Raw genomic sequence first — 14,761 nt, 5'->3', positions numbered from 1 at the left:
GGGGCAAAATAAATTTTTTCTTTCAGTATAACTTATATAAGTTTACGCCCTCGTTTTCAATAGTCTCCAATCTAATTAATCACTTTTCAAACCCCCTTAACAATCAATGAGAAAAATCTTTTTACTCACTGCTGTCATTGCTATGATGGCTTCTTCAGCCTTTTCCCAACAACTCAATCGTTGTGGTACAACTGAAGTTATGCAACAACTGTTTCAGGAAAATCCAGGATACAGAGAATCGTTGCAACAACTCGATGAATTCACCAATCAATTTATCCAGGCTAATCCCACAGGAACCCGCACTGTTTACACCATTCCTGTAGTAGTTCACGTTGTTTACAATACCACTGCTGAAAACATTTCTGATGCAAAGGTTATTTCTCAGATTGATGTTTTAAATGAAGATTACCGTCGTTTGAATCCGGATGTGAATGAAACTCCGGCGGCCTTTTTAGGTGTTGCTGCAGATTGCGAAATAAATTTCTGTCTTGCCGCACAAGATCCTTCAGGAGTTGCAACAACAGGTATCACCCGCACCTCTACTACCAAGACTTCTTTCTCATCAAACAACAATGTAAAGTTTGCAGCACAAGGTGGACATGATGCATGGGATCGTACAAAATACCTCAATATCTGGGTATGCGATCTGGGAGCTTCTTTGCTTGGATATGCACAATTCCCTGGTGGCCCTGCCAACACGGATGGTGTAGTGCTTCACTACAAATATACCGGTGACATTGGAGCAACTGCTCCTTACCAGTTAGGCCGGTCAGGAACCCATGAAGTGGGTCACTGGTTAAATCTTTATCATATTTGGGGTGATGATGGAACAGGTTGTAATGGTTCTGACCAGGTGGCTGATACACCAAATCAGGCCGATGAAAATTATGGTTGCCCGCTTCCTACAATCCGCATTAGTTGCACCAATGGTCCTAATGGTGACATGTATTCCAACTACATGGATTACACGGATGATGGCTGCATGAATTTATTTACATTAGGTCAAAAAACCAGGATGCAGGCAGTGTTAGCTCCAGGCGGTTCCCGTGCTTCACTTGCATCTTCACAAGGTTGTGTAACTCCAGGCGGAGGGGGCACATGTAATGTACCTGCAGGTTTGAGTGCGACTGCTGTTACAACTTCAGGTGCTACTTTAAACTGGAGTGCTGCTACCGGTGCTCTTAGCTACAATATTCAATACAAACCAACAAGCTCAGGTACCTGGTCGACTACAACTTCTGCTACGACTTCAGTGGCTGTTAGTGGTCTTACCGCTTCAACGCAATACGAATTTCAAGTGCAGTCAGCTTGCGCAAACAGTTCAACCAGCGCATTTTCTGCTTCTACCAACTTTACTACAACAGCACCAACTTGCACTGATGTTTATGAAGCCAATAACAATTTAGGAAGTGCAAAACCAATTACACCTGGTGTAACTATTAATGCTTTGATTCCTGTTTCAACTGATAAGGATTTCTTCAGTTTTGCAAACACCGTTTCAGAGCCTAACATCCAGGTATTACTCACTTCCTTACCTGCTAATTATAACCTCGATCTTTATGACCCAAGTGGTGTAAAAATCGTTGCATCGAAAAAGACAGGTACCACAGACGAATTGATTATCAAGAATGCTGCTGCTGTAGGAACTTACAAAGTGAGAGTTTACCCTGCAAGTGGTGCTTTTAATGCAACTACTTGCTATGCACTCACAGCTTCAATCAGTAGTTCACCTTTCCGTACTGTTGAAATTGCTGCTGCAAAAATTGGTGGTGAAATGACCAACATCTACCCTAATCCTTCCAATGGAAACATGGTAGTTGAGTACAACAGCGCATCTGATGCTTCAGTACAGCTGATTGCTTACGACCTTTTGGGTAAAGTGATTTTCAATCAGGCAACATATGCTAATGAAGGCAGTAACTCTTACAGTGTTAACATCAACAATATCGCTACCGGCGTTTATGTGTTTGAGGTTCGCAATGGAAGCGAAACCAGCCGTATGAAATTCAGTGTAGATAAATAAATTTTATTGAAATTAAATACAAAGCCATCCCATTACGGGGTGGCTTTGTTCATTAATGGAAATGCTATTTGTATTTAAGAGGACCACAGAGCGTTTTTTTTATTCTGAAATGGCAGCAAGTTGACCCGTTTGGTGATCATCTATCTTTTCCACAAAGTGGATTGTTAGTATGAAAATTTTGTTCGCAACGATTTGTTGTAATTTCGGACGCTTAAAAAACAAGTATGATGAAATTCAGATGGACTGCTATTTTACTGGTAATGATATGCCTGCTCAATGCCTGTGTGCCTGCTAAAAAACTGGAAGACGCTAATGCGCTCAACAGTAGACTGATGGATGAAAACAGCAGCATGCGCAAACAACTGGACGATGAAAGCAGCCAGGTTAAAATGTTGACGGAAAAAGTGAATGAAGCCAATGACCAGGTGAAGAAGCTGGCGGGTGACACTGCATATATGGGCGAAAAATTTCGTAAAGCAGAGGGCCTGAACAAAGACATCAATGAATTATATGAACAAGCCATTCAGCAAAATCAATTGCTTGTTTCGAAAACTTCTTCCGAAAGATTGGCACTGAATGATTCGCTGAAAAAAAAGCAACAGGATTTGTACATCAAAGGAAAGGAACTGGATTCTTTACAACGAAACCTGACAGCACGGGAACAAAAACTTTCGGAGTTACAATCGCTGCTTCAACAGAAAGATTCCGCTGCATCTGCATTGAAAGCGCAATTGAATAAAGCCTTGCTCGGCTTTGAAAAAAGTGATTTGACTGTGGAGCAGCGTAATGGAAAAGTATATGTTTCAATGGCTGAAAAACTGTTATTCAAATCAGGCAGTACAGCCGTCGATCCAAAAGGCGTAGATGCCTTAAAAAAACTTGCAGCAGTGTTAAAACAAAATCCGGATCTTGCGATTGATGTGGAAGGTCATACGGATAATGTACCTCTTGCCGGAACCGGCGCCTTAAAAGATAATTGGGACCTGAGTGTTTTACGCGCCACCAGCATCATCAGGATACTGACAGAAAGTGGAGTTGATCCAAAACAAATAACCGCATCAGGCAGAGGTGAATATTTTCCGGTTGCTTCAAATAGTTCTCCGGAAGGAAAATCAAAGAACAGGAGAACAGAGATTATTCTTTCGCCACGACTGGATGAGTTGATGAAGATTTTGGGAAATTGAAATGCAGAAACAGTGAGGGGAATTTGCTGACGTGGATTGGAAGTCATCTTAAAAAAGCCAAAATAGCGAGGTCATTCCGAACTTGTTTTCCAAAAGATCCTGTGGACGGAATCTCAGGGATATGGCAGATGCTGTCCCCATGATCCTTCGGGAAATAAATTCAGCATGACCTATCAATTTGGAGATGGCTTCTGGTTACAAGTGGTTCATAAATGTACAGTGTTATAACAGCTAATATTTTTCATGGCCTGGCTTGATGGGTTTATAAAACGCAGAGGAGGCTCCGATGCGGAAATGTCGTTTCTCGAACACCTCGAAGAACTTCGATGGCATATCATCCGGTCTTTACTCGCGATCGTTGTTGTCGGTATCGTTTTATTTCTCAACAAGTCATTTATATTCGACCAGGTAATATTAGCCCCTAAGAATCCGGATTTCTGGACGTACAAAATAATGTGTCAACTCGGAGACCTGCTGCATTGGAGTGGATTATGTACCACAGAAATTTCATTTACGCTTACCAATATTGATCTGTCTGCGCAATTTATGATTCATTTGCAGATTGCATTTGTGTTGGGCCTCATCTTCACATTTCCCTATATTTTCTGGGAGTTCTGGAGATTTGTGAAACCTGCTTTATTTGAAGGAGAACAAAGGCAAGCTTCAGGCGCTGTAGTTGCGGCATCAATGCTTTTTTACCTGGGAGTTTTGTTTGGATATTATCTCATCGTTCCATTCACTGTCAACTTTCTGGGATCTTACCAGGTGAGTGAAGAAGTGAAAAACAATATCAATCTCTCTTCGTACATCGATACGGTAACCGGTTTAAGTTTTTCCTGCGGATTGGTTTTTGAGTTTCCATTGCTGATATATTTTCTGGCTAAAGTTGGATTAACAACTCATGAATTATTGTCGCAGTACCGCAAAATGGCGTTGGTGATTATTTTACTCGTGGCTGCTGTCATCACACCTTCACCTGATATGTTTAGTCAAACACTGGTTGCAGTGCCATTGTATGGATTGTTTGAGATTGGAATTATTATTTCAAGAAAAGTAGCGCGCAACAAAATAAGAAGTCAGGAGCAGGAAGAATTGGGAGATGAAAATTAAACAGCATAGCGAATAAAAAATCTTATACTAATTTTGATTCAAAGTGATGAGCCATGAATAATCAGGAAATACTTGCAATTGGATGTGACCATGCCGGTTTTGAATACAAAGAAGCATTACGTGAATGGCTTGTAGCTGATGGGTATACTGTAATCAATTTCGGAACAGATTCTCCCGCTTCCGTTGATTATCCTGATTTCGTTCATCCTTTGTGTAAGGCTATTGAAAAAGGTGAGGCCGGATTAGGAATTCTCCTGTGCGGAAGTGCGAATGGAGTGGCCATTACAGCAAATAAACATTTGCAGATTCGTGCCGCGATAAGCTGGACTGTTGAAATCGCGCATCTCGCACGTCAGCACAACAATGCAAATGTGATTTGTCTTCCGGCAAGATTTGTTTCTCTTGATGCAGCAAAAGCTATGGTGAAGGAATTTCTCCATACTTCCTTTGAAGGAGGACGTCATCAGCTCCGCGTAGAAAAAATAGCAGACCTTTCCTAGGTCCATTATATTATCGCATAGAGAAGATTGCATAACTAACTTTAATAAATTTTCTCACCATTCCTGCCTCTCAGCTTTTTCCCTATATTTATCATCATGAGTTACAGTAAACACTGTGTCAAAGTGAATAAAGTCAATCAGCTTTTCTTTCGTGTTAAAGAAACAGGTTAGTAGTATAAAACTTACCTGTGAGAAAGAACAATGGTTGTTTGAAATTTCCTGATAAGATAAAAGTGTAAAATCGAATGAAAGGCATCCGGAAATTATTGTTGGGTTTCTTATTATGCAATTGTGCTTTCAGTACAAATGCTCAAAAGCTGTATTCCCATACCGGACGCGCTTCTTTTTATGCTTCGAAATTTGACGGACGCAAGACAGCAAACGGAGAAATATTTTCAAACAAAAAGCTTACGGCCGCACATCTTACGCTTCCATTCGGAACACTGTTAAGAGTAACCAATCTTAAAAACAATAAATCTGTGGTTGTGCGGGTGAATGACCGCGGGCCTTATGTAAAGAGCAGGATCATTGATCTTTCACGTGCTGCAGCAGACTCACTGGATTTTATACACTCCGGCTGGACCATGGTGAAAGTGGAAGAAATAAAACCTGAACCAATCCTGGCCTTAAACAATCTTCCTGTGCCTCCACTCTCTGATCCATATCAAATGCAATTTCCCAAAGACTGGATTGGTCAATGGGATGGAATTCTGAAAGTATATTCTGAACGTGGACTGGAGCAAAATGTGCCTATGAAACTTTCCATTCAGCCAACTTCAACGGCAGACCGTTACGCATGGACGATTGTTTATGATACCATACCGCGCAATTATGAATTGGTGGTGCGTGATTCTTCGAAAGGATATTATTCACTGGATGAAAGGAATGGCATCGATATCATGAGCGGATTATTCGGCAATCATTTTACCAGCAGGTTTAGTGTAACAGGAAATTTGCTGGATTGTGATTATGAATTACTGAATTATGAAGAGATGAAGTTCACGATTTCAACAGGCAGGAGTGCAGTGCAATGGACTACAGGGAATATTATTCATCCTTCTGATACCATTCCTGAAATTGGTGTGTACAACATCACTAATATGCAGGTGGCAACGCTTCAGAGAATTAAGAATTAGGAATTAGGAAGTACAAGATAGGATTTTCTAACAAGACTAAAGACTAACGACTAAGGACTAAGGACTAACGACTCAGGACTCACTACTCACTACCCGTCACGTCTCTTTTTCTATCTTCGCAAAAAAATAAAATTTATGCAACAAGGTCCGGTTTCGCAGTTCATGGAAAAACATTACCGTCACTTTAACGCCGCGGCCATGATGGATGCTGCAAAAGCATATGTGCATCATTTAGATGAAGGCGGGAAAATGATGGTGACTCTTGCGGGTGCTATGAGTACGGCTGAACTCGGAATTTCCTTTGCCGAAATGATACGTCAGGATAAAGTGCAGATTATTTCCTGTACCGGAGCAAACCTCGAAGAGGATATCATGAACCTGGTTGCACACAGTCATTATAAACGTGTCCCTAACTACCGCGACCTGACACCGCAAGATGAGTGGGATTTGCTGGAGCATCATTACAACAGGGTAACGGATACGTGCATTCCTGAGGAAGAAGCTTTCCGCAGAATGCAGCAACACATTTATAAAATCTGGCAGGATGCAGAAGCAAAAGGGGAGCGGTATTTTCCACATGAATACATGTACAAGATGTTGCTGAGCGGCGTGTTGGAACAGTATTATGAAATCGATCCTAAAAATTCCTGGATGCTGGCAGCGGCGCAGAAAAATATTCCGATCGTTGTGCCGGGTTGGGAAGATTCAACCATGGGAAATATTTTCGCCAGCTATGTGATCAAGAATCAGTTGAAGGCAACTACCATGAAATCGGGAATTGAATATATGGTGCAGCTTTCAGATTGGTATCGTAAAAATTCAGGCGGAAAAGGCGTGGGATTTTTTCAGATTGGTGGTGGCATTGCCGGCGACTTCCCGATTTGCGTAGTGCCGATGATGTACCAGGATTTAGAATGGCATGATGTTCCTTTCTGGAGTTACTTCTGCCAGATATCTGATTCAACTACCAGTTATGGATCTTACAGCGGCGCCGTTCCGAATGAAAAAATTACGTGGGGCAAACTCGGCATTGATACGCCAAAATTTATTGTGGAATCGGATGCAAGTATTGTGGCTCCGTTGATGTTCGGTTGGATTTTGGGATGGTAAACAGTTTCATCTGATTATCTTTTAAGTGTGATTTCTAAGAATATCGAATTCGAATATCGATTAACGATTTTTGATTTTAGCATTAATAAAACAGGATACCCTTCAATGCCCACAATGGTATTTAATTTTGGGAGTTGAATTTCCATCACCAGATTCTGTGAACTAAATTCCATTACCTGTTTAAGCATACGAAAATTGAAGTCTCTGGAAGCACTCAATGTTGTTTTGTTGGAAATCATAGTTGACCGCTATATATCGAATTCAATAATTGCTTATTTTTATTCCTGATGAAAACACTCCAAAAAATACCACGTAAAGCAGTGGATGTTTTTAAGTTATTGCCGGAAGGCACATTATGTGAGGTTATCAATAACGTTATCTATAGGTCACCATCACCATCTTCCATTCACCAGCGGTTTTTAAAAATTATATTCAGACAAATTGACCAATATGTTGAAGATAAAGATTTGGGAGAAGTTTTTTTCTCAGCTATTGATGTCTATTTTGATGATGAGAATGTATTTCAACCCGACTTGATTTTTATTAGTAAAGAAAATCAAGGCTTCCTTGATCCTGATGGAGGGTTTCATGGAGTACCTGATTTTATTGTGGAAATTCTATCTCCCTTCAATAAAAGCCGTGACCTTACTATGAAGAAATCAGTGTATGAAAAAAATGGCGTAAGGGAATATTGGGTTATTGATCCTAAAACAAAGGAAGCCATTGGTTATGAACTAAGAGAAGGAAATTTTCAGAATCTTTCAAAAAGTAAAGGCAAAATAAAATCAATGTTATTCAGAGAAGCTTTCAATTTTTAATTTTAATCGGCTTGAAATCAACCCATGTAAGGCTGTTATTTTCTGACAATATTAAGTTCTTCCAAAATTTTCAGAGTAATCTGCTTGCTTACCCTGCCGAAATTTTCAGGAGCAGGTTCAGGTGAACTGATATTCGTTGCAAAAAAATAAACTTCATCACCTTTTTCAACATATCCCACAAACCATCCGATATTCAATTCCTTACCTCCTGTTTCTTCTCCCTTCATCATTCCCCAACCGGTTTTACCACTGAGGCGATAACCTAAGGTATCATCCTGCACCAGGATTTTCTTTACAATGTCAACTGACGGTTGTGAAAAATGATAGGTGTTCAGGTAAAAGTCTTTCAGGAATTCAATCTGTTCATCACATGAAATGCGTAAGCCTCCTGTGAGCCAAAAACTATCGATGGCGCCGCTCATATTCATATTTCCATAGTGAACAAGGTTGAGATACTGCTGCATTTTACCTGCGCCAATCCTGCGTGCAATTTCCTGGTAATACCAAACTGTTGAATTGTGAATGGCTTCTTCCATATCCTGATCGTGGTTCCACGATGGAACTGATCGTGTAATGCTGTCCCACTTCATCATATAATGCTCATCCGGAACAGCACCGACCTGCAGACCAACTAATGAATTGAAAATTTTGAAAGTGGAAGCAGGAATAAACCGTTGGCTGCAACGATCGGCATTGCAATCTGTGAACTGTGATTTTTTCAGATCAAATAATTCAAAACAACCATCTACATGATATTCCTCAAAGTATTTATTGAAATCCTGACGGTGATTACCAATAGGAGTACAGGAATAGAAAGTGGTAGGAACAATAATTGAACTTGAAAAAAGCAGAAATGAGAAACAATAAAAAAAATAGTTGCGCTTCATCTATTAGGTGCAATGAACGTTGCTTAAGAAATAGGCTACCAACTGCCGCCTGCTCCGCCGCCACCGAAGCTTCCGCCACCAAAACCGCCGAATCCACCTCCGCCACCTCCGCGCCCTCCACCGCCGAAGCCGCCAAGTCCACCTCCCCAGATCCATGGAGTAAATGTTCCGCCGCGGCTGATATATCTGCCACCTCCGCCCCGGTTGTTTCTTGAAATGATGAATATAATAATGATGACGACGATAATGATGGGTATCAATGGTATTTTATCATGCTGCTGTTGATCACCCAGCTCATCTACAAATTCACCCGAAGCCAGTTTGATAATGGCATCGGTTCCCTGATCCAACCCGGAATAAAAATCTCCGTTCCGGAAATTCGGTAGCATGATATTATCGATGATTTTTTTCGCGGTTACATCAGGCACCGGACCTTCCAAACCTTTTCCGGTGGCAATCCAGACATCTCTGTCTTCTTTTGAAAGCAGGATCACTATACCATTGTCCTGGTTCTTTCCGCCAACGCCCCATGCATCGCCGATGCGGTAAGCAGTTTGCGTAATGTCACTTCCTTCGAGTGATACAAGGGTAACAACAGCGATTTGAGTGGAAGTAGAATCACTGTAATCATCCAGCTTTTTTTCCAGTTGATCAGCTTGTTCCCTGCTCATCATGCCGGCAAAATCATTCACGAGTTTTGGCGGATCAGGCCGTGCTGGAATATCGATCGCTATTGAAAACTTCCATCCTGCCATTAACAGCAACATGAAAACCAACAGGAATCGAGAAAGCTTATTCATCGCTGATAATGATGTCGTCAGAAATTTCATTGGTATCATTACCAATCAATTCAAAATATTTGTGCAATTGTTGTCCTGCAAGCGAAATTCCTTTCAATAGTCCTTCCTTGTATTTTCCATCTTTGAAGTAGCTTTCCATTAACATTTTTGTTTCATCCCAGAAATTTGCAGGCACTTTTTCATTGATGCCTTTGTCACCGATGATAGCAAAAACCCGATCAACATGAGCAATGTATATCAGGATGCCGGTCTTCAGTTTGGTCTGCTCCATCTTTAACTTATAGAAGATTTCCACGGCGCGATCAAGCAGTTCTGTTTTACAATTTTGTTCGAAATAAACTTTGATCTCACCGGAAGATTTCCCTTCCGCCTCTTTGATGGCAGCAACAATTTGTTCCTGTTCTTCAGGAGATAGAAATGTTTTCGGAGAAGCCATGCTGGCAGTGAAAATTACTTCGCCGTGTCGGGCGCAGATGAATTGATTTTGAAGTTGATGTCAGGCGCATTTTCTGATCCTGCATTGGATTTGAAATAACCTTTCTCCGTAAATCCAAACATGCCGGCAATAAAGTTGGTCGGGAATTTCTTGATGTATGTATTGTAATCCTGCACCGAAAGGTTGAAGTCGTCGCGGGATTTGTTGATGCGGTTTTCCGTTCCTTCAATCTGCGTTTGAAAATCCTTGAATTGCTGTGTGGTTTGCAGTTCAGGATAGCGCTCAACCACCACCATGAGCTTGTTAAATGCTGAACTCAGCTGATCCTGCGCCTGCTGGAATTGCTGAATCGATTCAGGCGTAAGCTTGGAAGCATCTACATTAACGGCTGTCGCATTGGCTCTTGCCTGTATAACGTCTACCAATGTGTTTCTTTCGAAGTTGGCTGACCCTTCAATCACTTTCACTACACTGTTGTAAAGATCGGTGCGGCGCTGATACTGGCTTTCCACCTGCGACCACTTGGATTTTGTATCCTCTCCCTTGGTCACCATGTTGTTATAGGCGCCTTTGAACGTAGAATACAGAATGAACGCAATCAATGCAATGACTGCAAGCGTGATGATGGTTTTATTCATGGCAACAATTTTTTTTATGTTTACTTTGAAGTAAGACGAGTAACAAAGATAATTATTTGAATTTCTTAACCAGATCAAAAAAAATAAGTTATGGGTGAATTAGCAGATGAATTCAATGCATACCGCGCAAAAATGAATGATAAGATTCTTTCACAAAACAACAAGGTGATCAACCGGCTGTACAATCTTGACACCAATACGTATGCGGAAGGTGCGTTGCCTGTAAAAACAAAAGAAATGCTTGGACTGGTAGCCTCGATGGTGCTTCGTTGCGACGATTGCATCAAGTATCATCTCGGAAAATGTAAGGAAGAAGGAATAACTACCGATGAAATCTATGAAGTTTTTGCTGTTGCAAATATTGTAGGTGGTACGATTGTGATTCCGCATTTCAGAAGGGCGGTGGAGTATTGGGAGGAGTTGGGGTGAAAGGATGTGCCGATGAAGTTGATGTGCCGATGTGCCGATTGAAAAGGATGTGCCGATGAAGTTGATGTGCGGATGTGCCGATTGAAAAGGAGACTCCGATGAAATTAATGTGCCGTTGTGCAGATTGAAAAGTATGTGCCGGTGATATGAATGTGGATATGAAAGAGAGTTGCAGGGGTCAAATGGAGACGGATGAAAAGTGATTGGGTGGTGTGATGTTTTTTATTGTGGAAGTGTATCTTTAGCATTAAAGGATATTTATATGAATACTATAAAAATTAAGGATAACCTGATTGTTGATTTGAGTTTCAATTTTGGATTGGCGATTGTAGAATTTACGGATGAATTGCAAGTCAGGAGAAAATTTGCAGTTGCCAACCAGTTGCTAAGGTCAGGTACAAGTGTAGGTGCTAACATTTGGGAATCACAGAACGCAGAAAGTAAAAGAGACTTCATTCATAAACTAAAGATTGCCGCAAAGGAAGGTGAGGAAACGGAATTCTGGTTGTTATTGTGTAAACATTCAAAAAACTACCCTGATCCAGAGGAATTACTTTACACCTTAAAGTCAATTAATAAAATCCTTAATAAAATAATCAGTACCTCAAAGAAAACCATTAATAGCAATTACAAAACCAGTTAAGAAAAATAAAACATTATCAACTTATTTTCTTCATCAGATAATCTGTACATCTTCACATAAAATAATCTGCTTTCCCTATAATTGGCACATCGGCACATCAATTTCATCGGCACATCCAATAATCATCCACTTCGAACAACCAAGCTACCAACCCATCCCATGACCGACAAACGCCTCTTTCTACTCGATGCCTTCGCACTTATCTATCGCGCCTATTTCGGACTGGCTAAAACTCCGTTTTACAACTCCAAAGGAATCAATACTACCGCAGTTTTTGGATTTACAAATACACTTGTAGATTTGATTCAGCGCGAAAAACCGACGCACATTGCAGTGTGCTTTGATACAGCTGCAAAAACAAATCGCGAAGATGACTTTGCAGCGTACAAAGCCAACCGCCAGGAACAACCCGAAGACATTACAATTGCTATTCCTTACATCCGTAAAATTATTGAAGCATTCAAAATTCCCATTGTAGAATTGGATGGATTTGAAGCGGACGATGTGATTGGTACGCTGGCGAAGAAAGCAGAGAAAGATGGATATAAAGTTTTCATGGTAACGCCTGATAAAGATTATGGTCAGCTGGTTTCTGAAAATATTTTCATGTACAAGCCCGCTTACCAGGGAAGACCGGTAGAAATTTTAGGTCCTGCAGAGATTATGAAAAAATGGGAGATTGATGATGTATTGAAAGTGATTGACATTTTAGGACTGATGGGTGATTCAGTTGACAATATTCCCGGACTTCCGGGAGTAGGAGAAAAGACTGCCAAAAAATTGGTGAATGATTTTGGATCGGTAGAAAACCTGGTGGCACATCCGGAAATGTTGAAAGGAAAACTACAGCAAACAGTTATTGATCTGAAAGAACAGGCACTCCTTTCCAAAAAATTAGCCACTATCATTACAGATGTGCCTGTTACTGCAACAGAAGAACAATTAGTGATGGAGCAGCCGGATAAAGAAGAACTCACCAAACTATTTAACGATCTCGAGTTTCGCTCGCTTGGTAAAAGAATTATTGGAGAAGGGTATTCTGTTGTTGGCGGAGAAGGAAAGCAGAAGGATTTATTCGGACAGGACGTAGCTGTTCCGGCGAGTGCAACATTGCAGGAGACCTTTATAACAAAGCAACCCGCCGCGAAAAATGCAGCCAACACACCACACACGTATCATCTTGTTGACACAGAAGAAAAAATGAAAGCGTTGGTTGTAGAGTTAATGAAGCAAAAGGAATTCTGCTTTGATACAGAATCTACGCATGTGGATGCTAACCTGGCGGAATTGGTAGGTCTTGCCATATCATACAAAACCTTTGAAGCGTATTACATTCCATTGTCTGCTGATCGCAATGCCGTTATGCGAACACTTGCCATTTTTAAGCCCGTGCTGGAAGATGAAACGATTGTGAAGATTGGTCAGAATATAAAGTACGACATGCTGTTGCTGAAATGGTATGATGTGGAAGTGAAAGGGCCGATGTTTGATACGATGCTGGCGCATTACCTGATTGAGCCTGATCAGCGGCACAACATGGATATTCTTGCTGAAAATTATTTAAGCTATGAACCCATTCATATAGAGGAATTGATTGGAAAAAAAGGAAAGGGCCAGGGAAACATGCGTGATGTGGAAGTGGGAAAGGTGGTAGAATATGCAGGAGAAGATGCGGATGTAACATTACAGCTAAAACAAATTTTCGCTCCACTGCTCATAGAGAGAGAAGTGGAAAAGCTTTGTTTGGAAGTGGAAGTGCCACTCGTGCCGGTACTCGCAGATATGGAATTTGAAGGTGTGAAAATTGATAAGCAGTTTCTGAATGATTATTCGACACAGTTGGAGAAAGAAATTATGCAGGTGGAAAAGGAAGTATATGAATTAGCAGGTGTGCGATTTAACCTTGCTTCACCCAAGCAACTCGGTGAAGTGTTGTTTGATAAATTAAAAATTCCTTACCAGGGAAAGAAAACAAAAACCGGCCAGTACTCAACGGATGAAGATACACTCAGCAAGCTCGTAAAGGATTATGAGATCGCGAAGAAGTTACAGGATTATCGTGAATGGTCGAAGCTGAAATCAACTTATGTGGATGCACTTCCCTTGCTGATCAATCCGAAGACCGGACGTGTTCATACTTCCTTTAACCAGGCTATTGCAGCAACCGGAAGATTGAGTTCGGTGGATCCTAACCTGCAGAACATTCCGATTCGCACTGATCGTGGTAAAGAAATCCGCAAAGCATTTATTGCACGCGATGAAGAACATGTATTGCTGTCCTGCGATTATTCCCAGATTGAGTTGCGCATCATTGCTGCGTTGAGTGAAGATGAAAATATGCTGGATGCATTTAAGAAAGGACTTGACATTCATTCAGCTACCGCGGCAAAGGTTTATAATGTAGCGTTGAATTTGGTAACTTCCGATATGCGGCGCAATGCAAAAGCAGTGAATTTCGGCATCGCTTACGGACAATCCGCTTTTGGATTGTCGCAGACGCTTGGCATTTCAAGAACTGATGCGAAAGAAATCATTGACAACTATCAAAAAGAATTTCCAGGTGTGAGTCAATTGATGGCTACGAACATTGCGTTTGCGCATGAACATGGATATGTAAAAACAGTGCTTGGAAGAAAACGCTACCTGCGTGATATCAACTCTGCAAATTTTACAGTGCGGGCACAAGCAGAAAGATTAGCGATCAATGCACCCATACAAGGTTCGGCAGCAGATATGATCAAGGTGGCGATGATCAATATTCACAAAGAGTTTAAGAAAAGGAATTTCAAAACGAAGATGACTTTGCAGGTGCATGATGAATTGGTATTCGATGCGCATGTTTCAGAAGTGGAGGAAGTGAAAGGCATTGTGGTGGAACTGATGAAGCATTCCATGCCGCTTGGTGTTCCGATTGAAGTGGGAGCGGGTAGTGGAAAAAATTGGCTGGATGCGCACTAATTTGTGGTGGGTTCAAATTGTAATTAGCCGTTGATTAAAATCAACGGCAATAGATACCAGCGTCGCATGATGTAGCTGATGTGCTGTTG

14 protein-coding genes are annotated in these 14,761 nt (G+C 41.1%); 10 read left to right on the top strand and 4 right to left on the bottom strand.

The window, feature by feature from the left end; genetic code table 11:
• Window positions 1-106 precede the first annotated feature (106 nt).
• The 7 genes from IPO83_05015 to IPO83_04985 all read left to right on the top strand — a co-directional run bounded on the left by IPO83_05015 (window position 107) and on the right by IPO83_04985 (window position 7,881).
• Window positions 107-2,023: a T9SS type A sorting domain-containing protein gene (locus IPO83_05015; GenBank protein MBK9730637.1), complete on the top strand. Its 1,917-nt coding sequence runs from the start codon at window positions 107-109 to the stop codon at window positions 2,021-2,023.
• A 332-nt stretch (window positions 2,024-2,355) separates the two neighbouring features.
• Complete coding sequence (locus IPO83_05010; protein ID MBK9730636.1) at window positions 2,356-3,207, top strand: OmpA family protein; 852 nt, start codon at window positions 2,356-2,358, stop codon at window positions 3,205-3,207.
• 243 nt (window positions 3,208-3,450) lie between these two features.
• On the top strand, window positions 3,451-4,317 hold the full coding sequence (tatC, locus tag IPO83_05005) for a twin-arginine translocase subunit TatC (protein MBK9730635.1): 867 nt from the start codon (window positions 3,451-3,453) through the stop codon (window positions 4,315-4,317).
• A gap of 53 nt (window positions 4,318-4,370) precedes the next feature.
• Entirely contained in the window at window positions 4,371-4,817 is a 447-nt protein-coding gene (gene rpiB, locus IPO83_05000) for a ribose 5-phosphate isomerase B (protein MBK9730634.1), read from the top strand.
• Window positions 4,818-5,062: 245 nt separating this feature from the next.
• Window positions 5,063-5,953, top strand: coding sequence for a septal ring lytic transglycosylase RlpA family protein (locus tag IPO83_04995; protein MBK9730633.1), 891 nt, complete (start codon window positions 5,063-5,065; stop codon window positions 5,951-5,953).
• A gap of 135 nt (window positions 5,954-6,088) precedes the next feature.
• Complete coding sequence (locus tag IPO83_04990) at window positions 6,089-7,063, top strand: deoxyhypusine synthase family protein (GenBank protein ID MBK9730632.1); 975 nt, start codon at window positions 6,089-6,091, stop codon at window positions 7,061-7,063.
• A gap of 287 nt (window positions 7,064-7,350) precedes the next feature.
• Complete coding sequence (locus tag IPO83_04985; protein MBK9730631.1) at window positions 7,351-7,881, top strand: Uma2 family endonuclease; 531 nt, start codon at window positions 7,351-7,353, stop codon at window positions 7,879-7,881.
• 35 nt (window positions 7,882-7,916) lie between these two features.
• Here the strand turns inward: IPO83_04985 and blaOXA are convergent, their stop codons facing one another.
• From blaOXA to IPO83_04965, 4 genes are read right to left on the bottom strand one after another with little or no spacing between them, the layout of a single operon-like run.
• A complete protein-coding gene (gene blaOXA, locus IPO83_04980) occupies window positions 7,917-8,768 on the bottom strand; it encodes a class D beta-lactamase (GenBank protein MBK9730630.1) in 852 nt (283 codons plus the stop codon).
• A gap of 35 nt (window positions 8,769-8,803) precedes the next feature.
• A complete protein-coding gene (locus IPO83_04975) occupies window positions 8,804-9,568 on the bottom strand; it encodes a TPM domain-containing protein (protein ID MBK9730629.1) in 765 nt (254 codons plus the stop codon).
• Window positions 9,561-10,004 (bottom strand): TPM domain-containing protein, encoded by a 444-nt coding sequence (locus tag IPO83_04970; GenBank protein ID MBK9730628.1) that lies wholly within the window; start codon window positions 10,002-10,004, stop codon window positions 9,561-9,563. Before IPO83_04970 ends, IPO83_04975 begins: the two co-directional genes overlap by 8 nt.
• A gap of 14 nt (window positions 10,005-10,018) precedes the next feature.
• Complete coding sequence (locus IPO83_04965) at window positions 10,019-10,642, bottom strand: LemA family protein (GenBank protein ID MBK9730627.1); 624 nt, start codon at window positions 10,640-10,642, stop codon at window positions 10,019-10,021.
• Window positions 10,643-10,732: 90 nt separating this feature from the next.
• On the opposite strand from IPO83_04965, the gene IPO83_04960 reads away from it, so the two are divergent.
• The 3 genes from IPO83_04960 to polA all read left to right on the top strand — a co-directional run bounded on the left by IPO83_04960 (window position 10,733) and on the right by polA (window position 14,672).
• A complete protein-coding gene (locus tag IPO83_04960; protein ID MBK9730626.1) occupies window positions 10,733-11,071 on the top strand; it encodes a carboxymuconolactone decarboxylase family protein in 339 nt (112 codons plus the stop codon).
• Window positions 11,072-11,333: 262 nt separating this feature from the next.
• On the top strand, window positions 11,334-11,714 hold the full coding sequence (locus IPO83_04955) for a four helix bundle protein (GenBank protein ID MBK9730625.1): 381 nt from the start codon (window positions 11,334-11,336) through the stop codon (window positions 11,712-11,714).
• 159 nt (window positions 11,715-11,873) lie between these two features.
• Window positions 11,874-14,672, top strand: a complete 2,799-nt coding sequence (gene polA, locus IPO83_04950) for a DNA polymerase I (protein MBK9730624.1) — start codon at window positions 11,874-11,876, stop codon at window positions 14,670-14,672.
• Window positions 14,673-14,761: the final 89 nt, after the last annotated feature.

The organism is Chitinophagaceae bacterium, from assembly GCA_016717285.1.
GTDB lineage: Bacteria > Bacteroidota > Bacteroidia > Chitinophagales > UBA10324 > JACCZZ01.
The sequence above is the reverse complement of the archived record's forward strand: the minus strand, read 5'-3'. Positions and strand labels throughout refer to the sequence as shown.

Bases quoted from the DNA above. Each gene is read 5' to 3' on its own strand.
- IPO83_04970 (MBK9730628.1), bottom strand. From the start codon at position 10,004: ATGGCTTCTCCGAAAACATTTCTATCTCCTGAAGAACAGGAACAAATT.
- IPO83_04955 (MBK9730625.1), top strand. From the start codon at position 11,334: ATGAATACTATAAAAATTAAGGATAACCTGATTGTTGATTTGAGTTTC.
- IPO83_04975 (MBK9730629.1), bottom strand. From the start codon at position 9,568: ATGAATAAGCTTTCTCGATTCCTGTTGGTTTTCATGTTGCTGTTAATG.
- IPO83_05010 (MBK9730636.1), top strand. From the start codon at position 2,356: ATGGATGAAAACAGCAGCATGCGCAAACAACTGGACGATGAAAGCAGC.
- IPO83_05015 (MBK9730637.1), top strand. From the start codon at position 107: ATGAGAAAAATCTTTTTACTCACTGCTGTCATTGCTATGATGGCTTCT.
- tatC (MBK9730635.1), top strand. From the start codon at position 3,451: ATGGCCTGGCTTGATGGGTTTATAAAACGCAGAGGAGGCTCCGATGCG.
- IPO83_04985 (MBK9730631.1), top strand. From the start codon at position 7,351: ATGAAAACACTCCAAAAAATACCACGTAAAGCAGTGGATGTTTTTAAG.
- rpiB (MBK9730634.1), top strand. From the start codon at position 4,371: ATGAATAATCAGGAAATACTTGCAATTGGATGTGACCATGCCGGTTTT.
- polA (MBK9730624.1), top strand. From the start codon at position 11,874: ATGACCGACAAACGCCTCTTTCTACTCGATGCCTTCGCACTTATCTAT.
- IPO83_04995 (MBK9730633.1), top strand. From the start codon at position 5,063: ATGAAAGGCATCCGGAAATTATTGTTGGGTTTCTTATTATGCAATTGT.
- IPO83_04960 (MBK9730626.1), top strand. From the start codon at position 10,733: ATGGGTGAATTAGCAGATGAATTCAATGCATACCGCGCAAAAATGAAT.
- IPO83_04965 (MBK9730627.1), bottom strand. From the start codon at position 10,642: ATGAATAAAACCATCATCACGCTTGCAGTCATTGCATTGATTGCGTTC.
- IPO83_04990 (MBK9730632.1), top strand. From the start codon at position 6,089: ATGCAACAAGGTCCGGTTTCGCAGTTCATGGAAAAACATTACCGTCAC.
- blaOXA (MBK9730630.1), bottom strand. From the start codon at position 8,768: ATGAAGCGCAACTATTTTTTTTATTGTTTCTCATTTCTGCTTTTTTCA.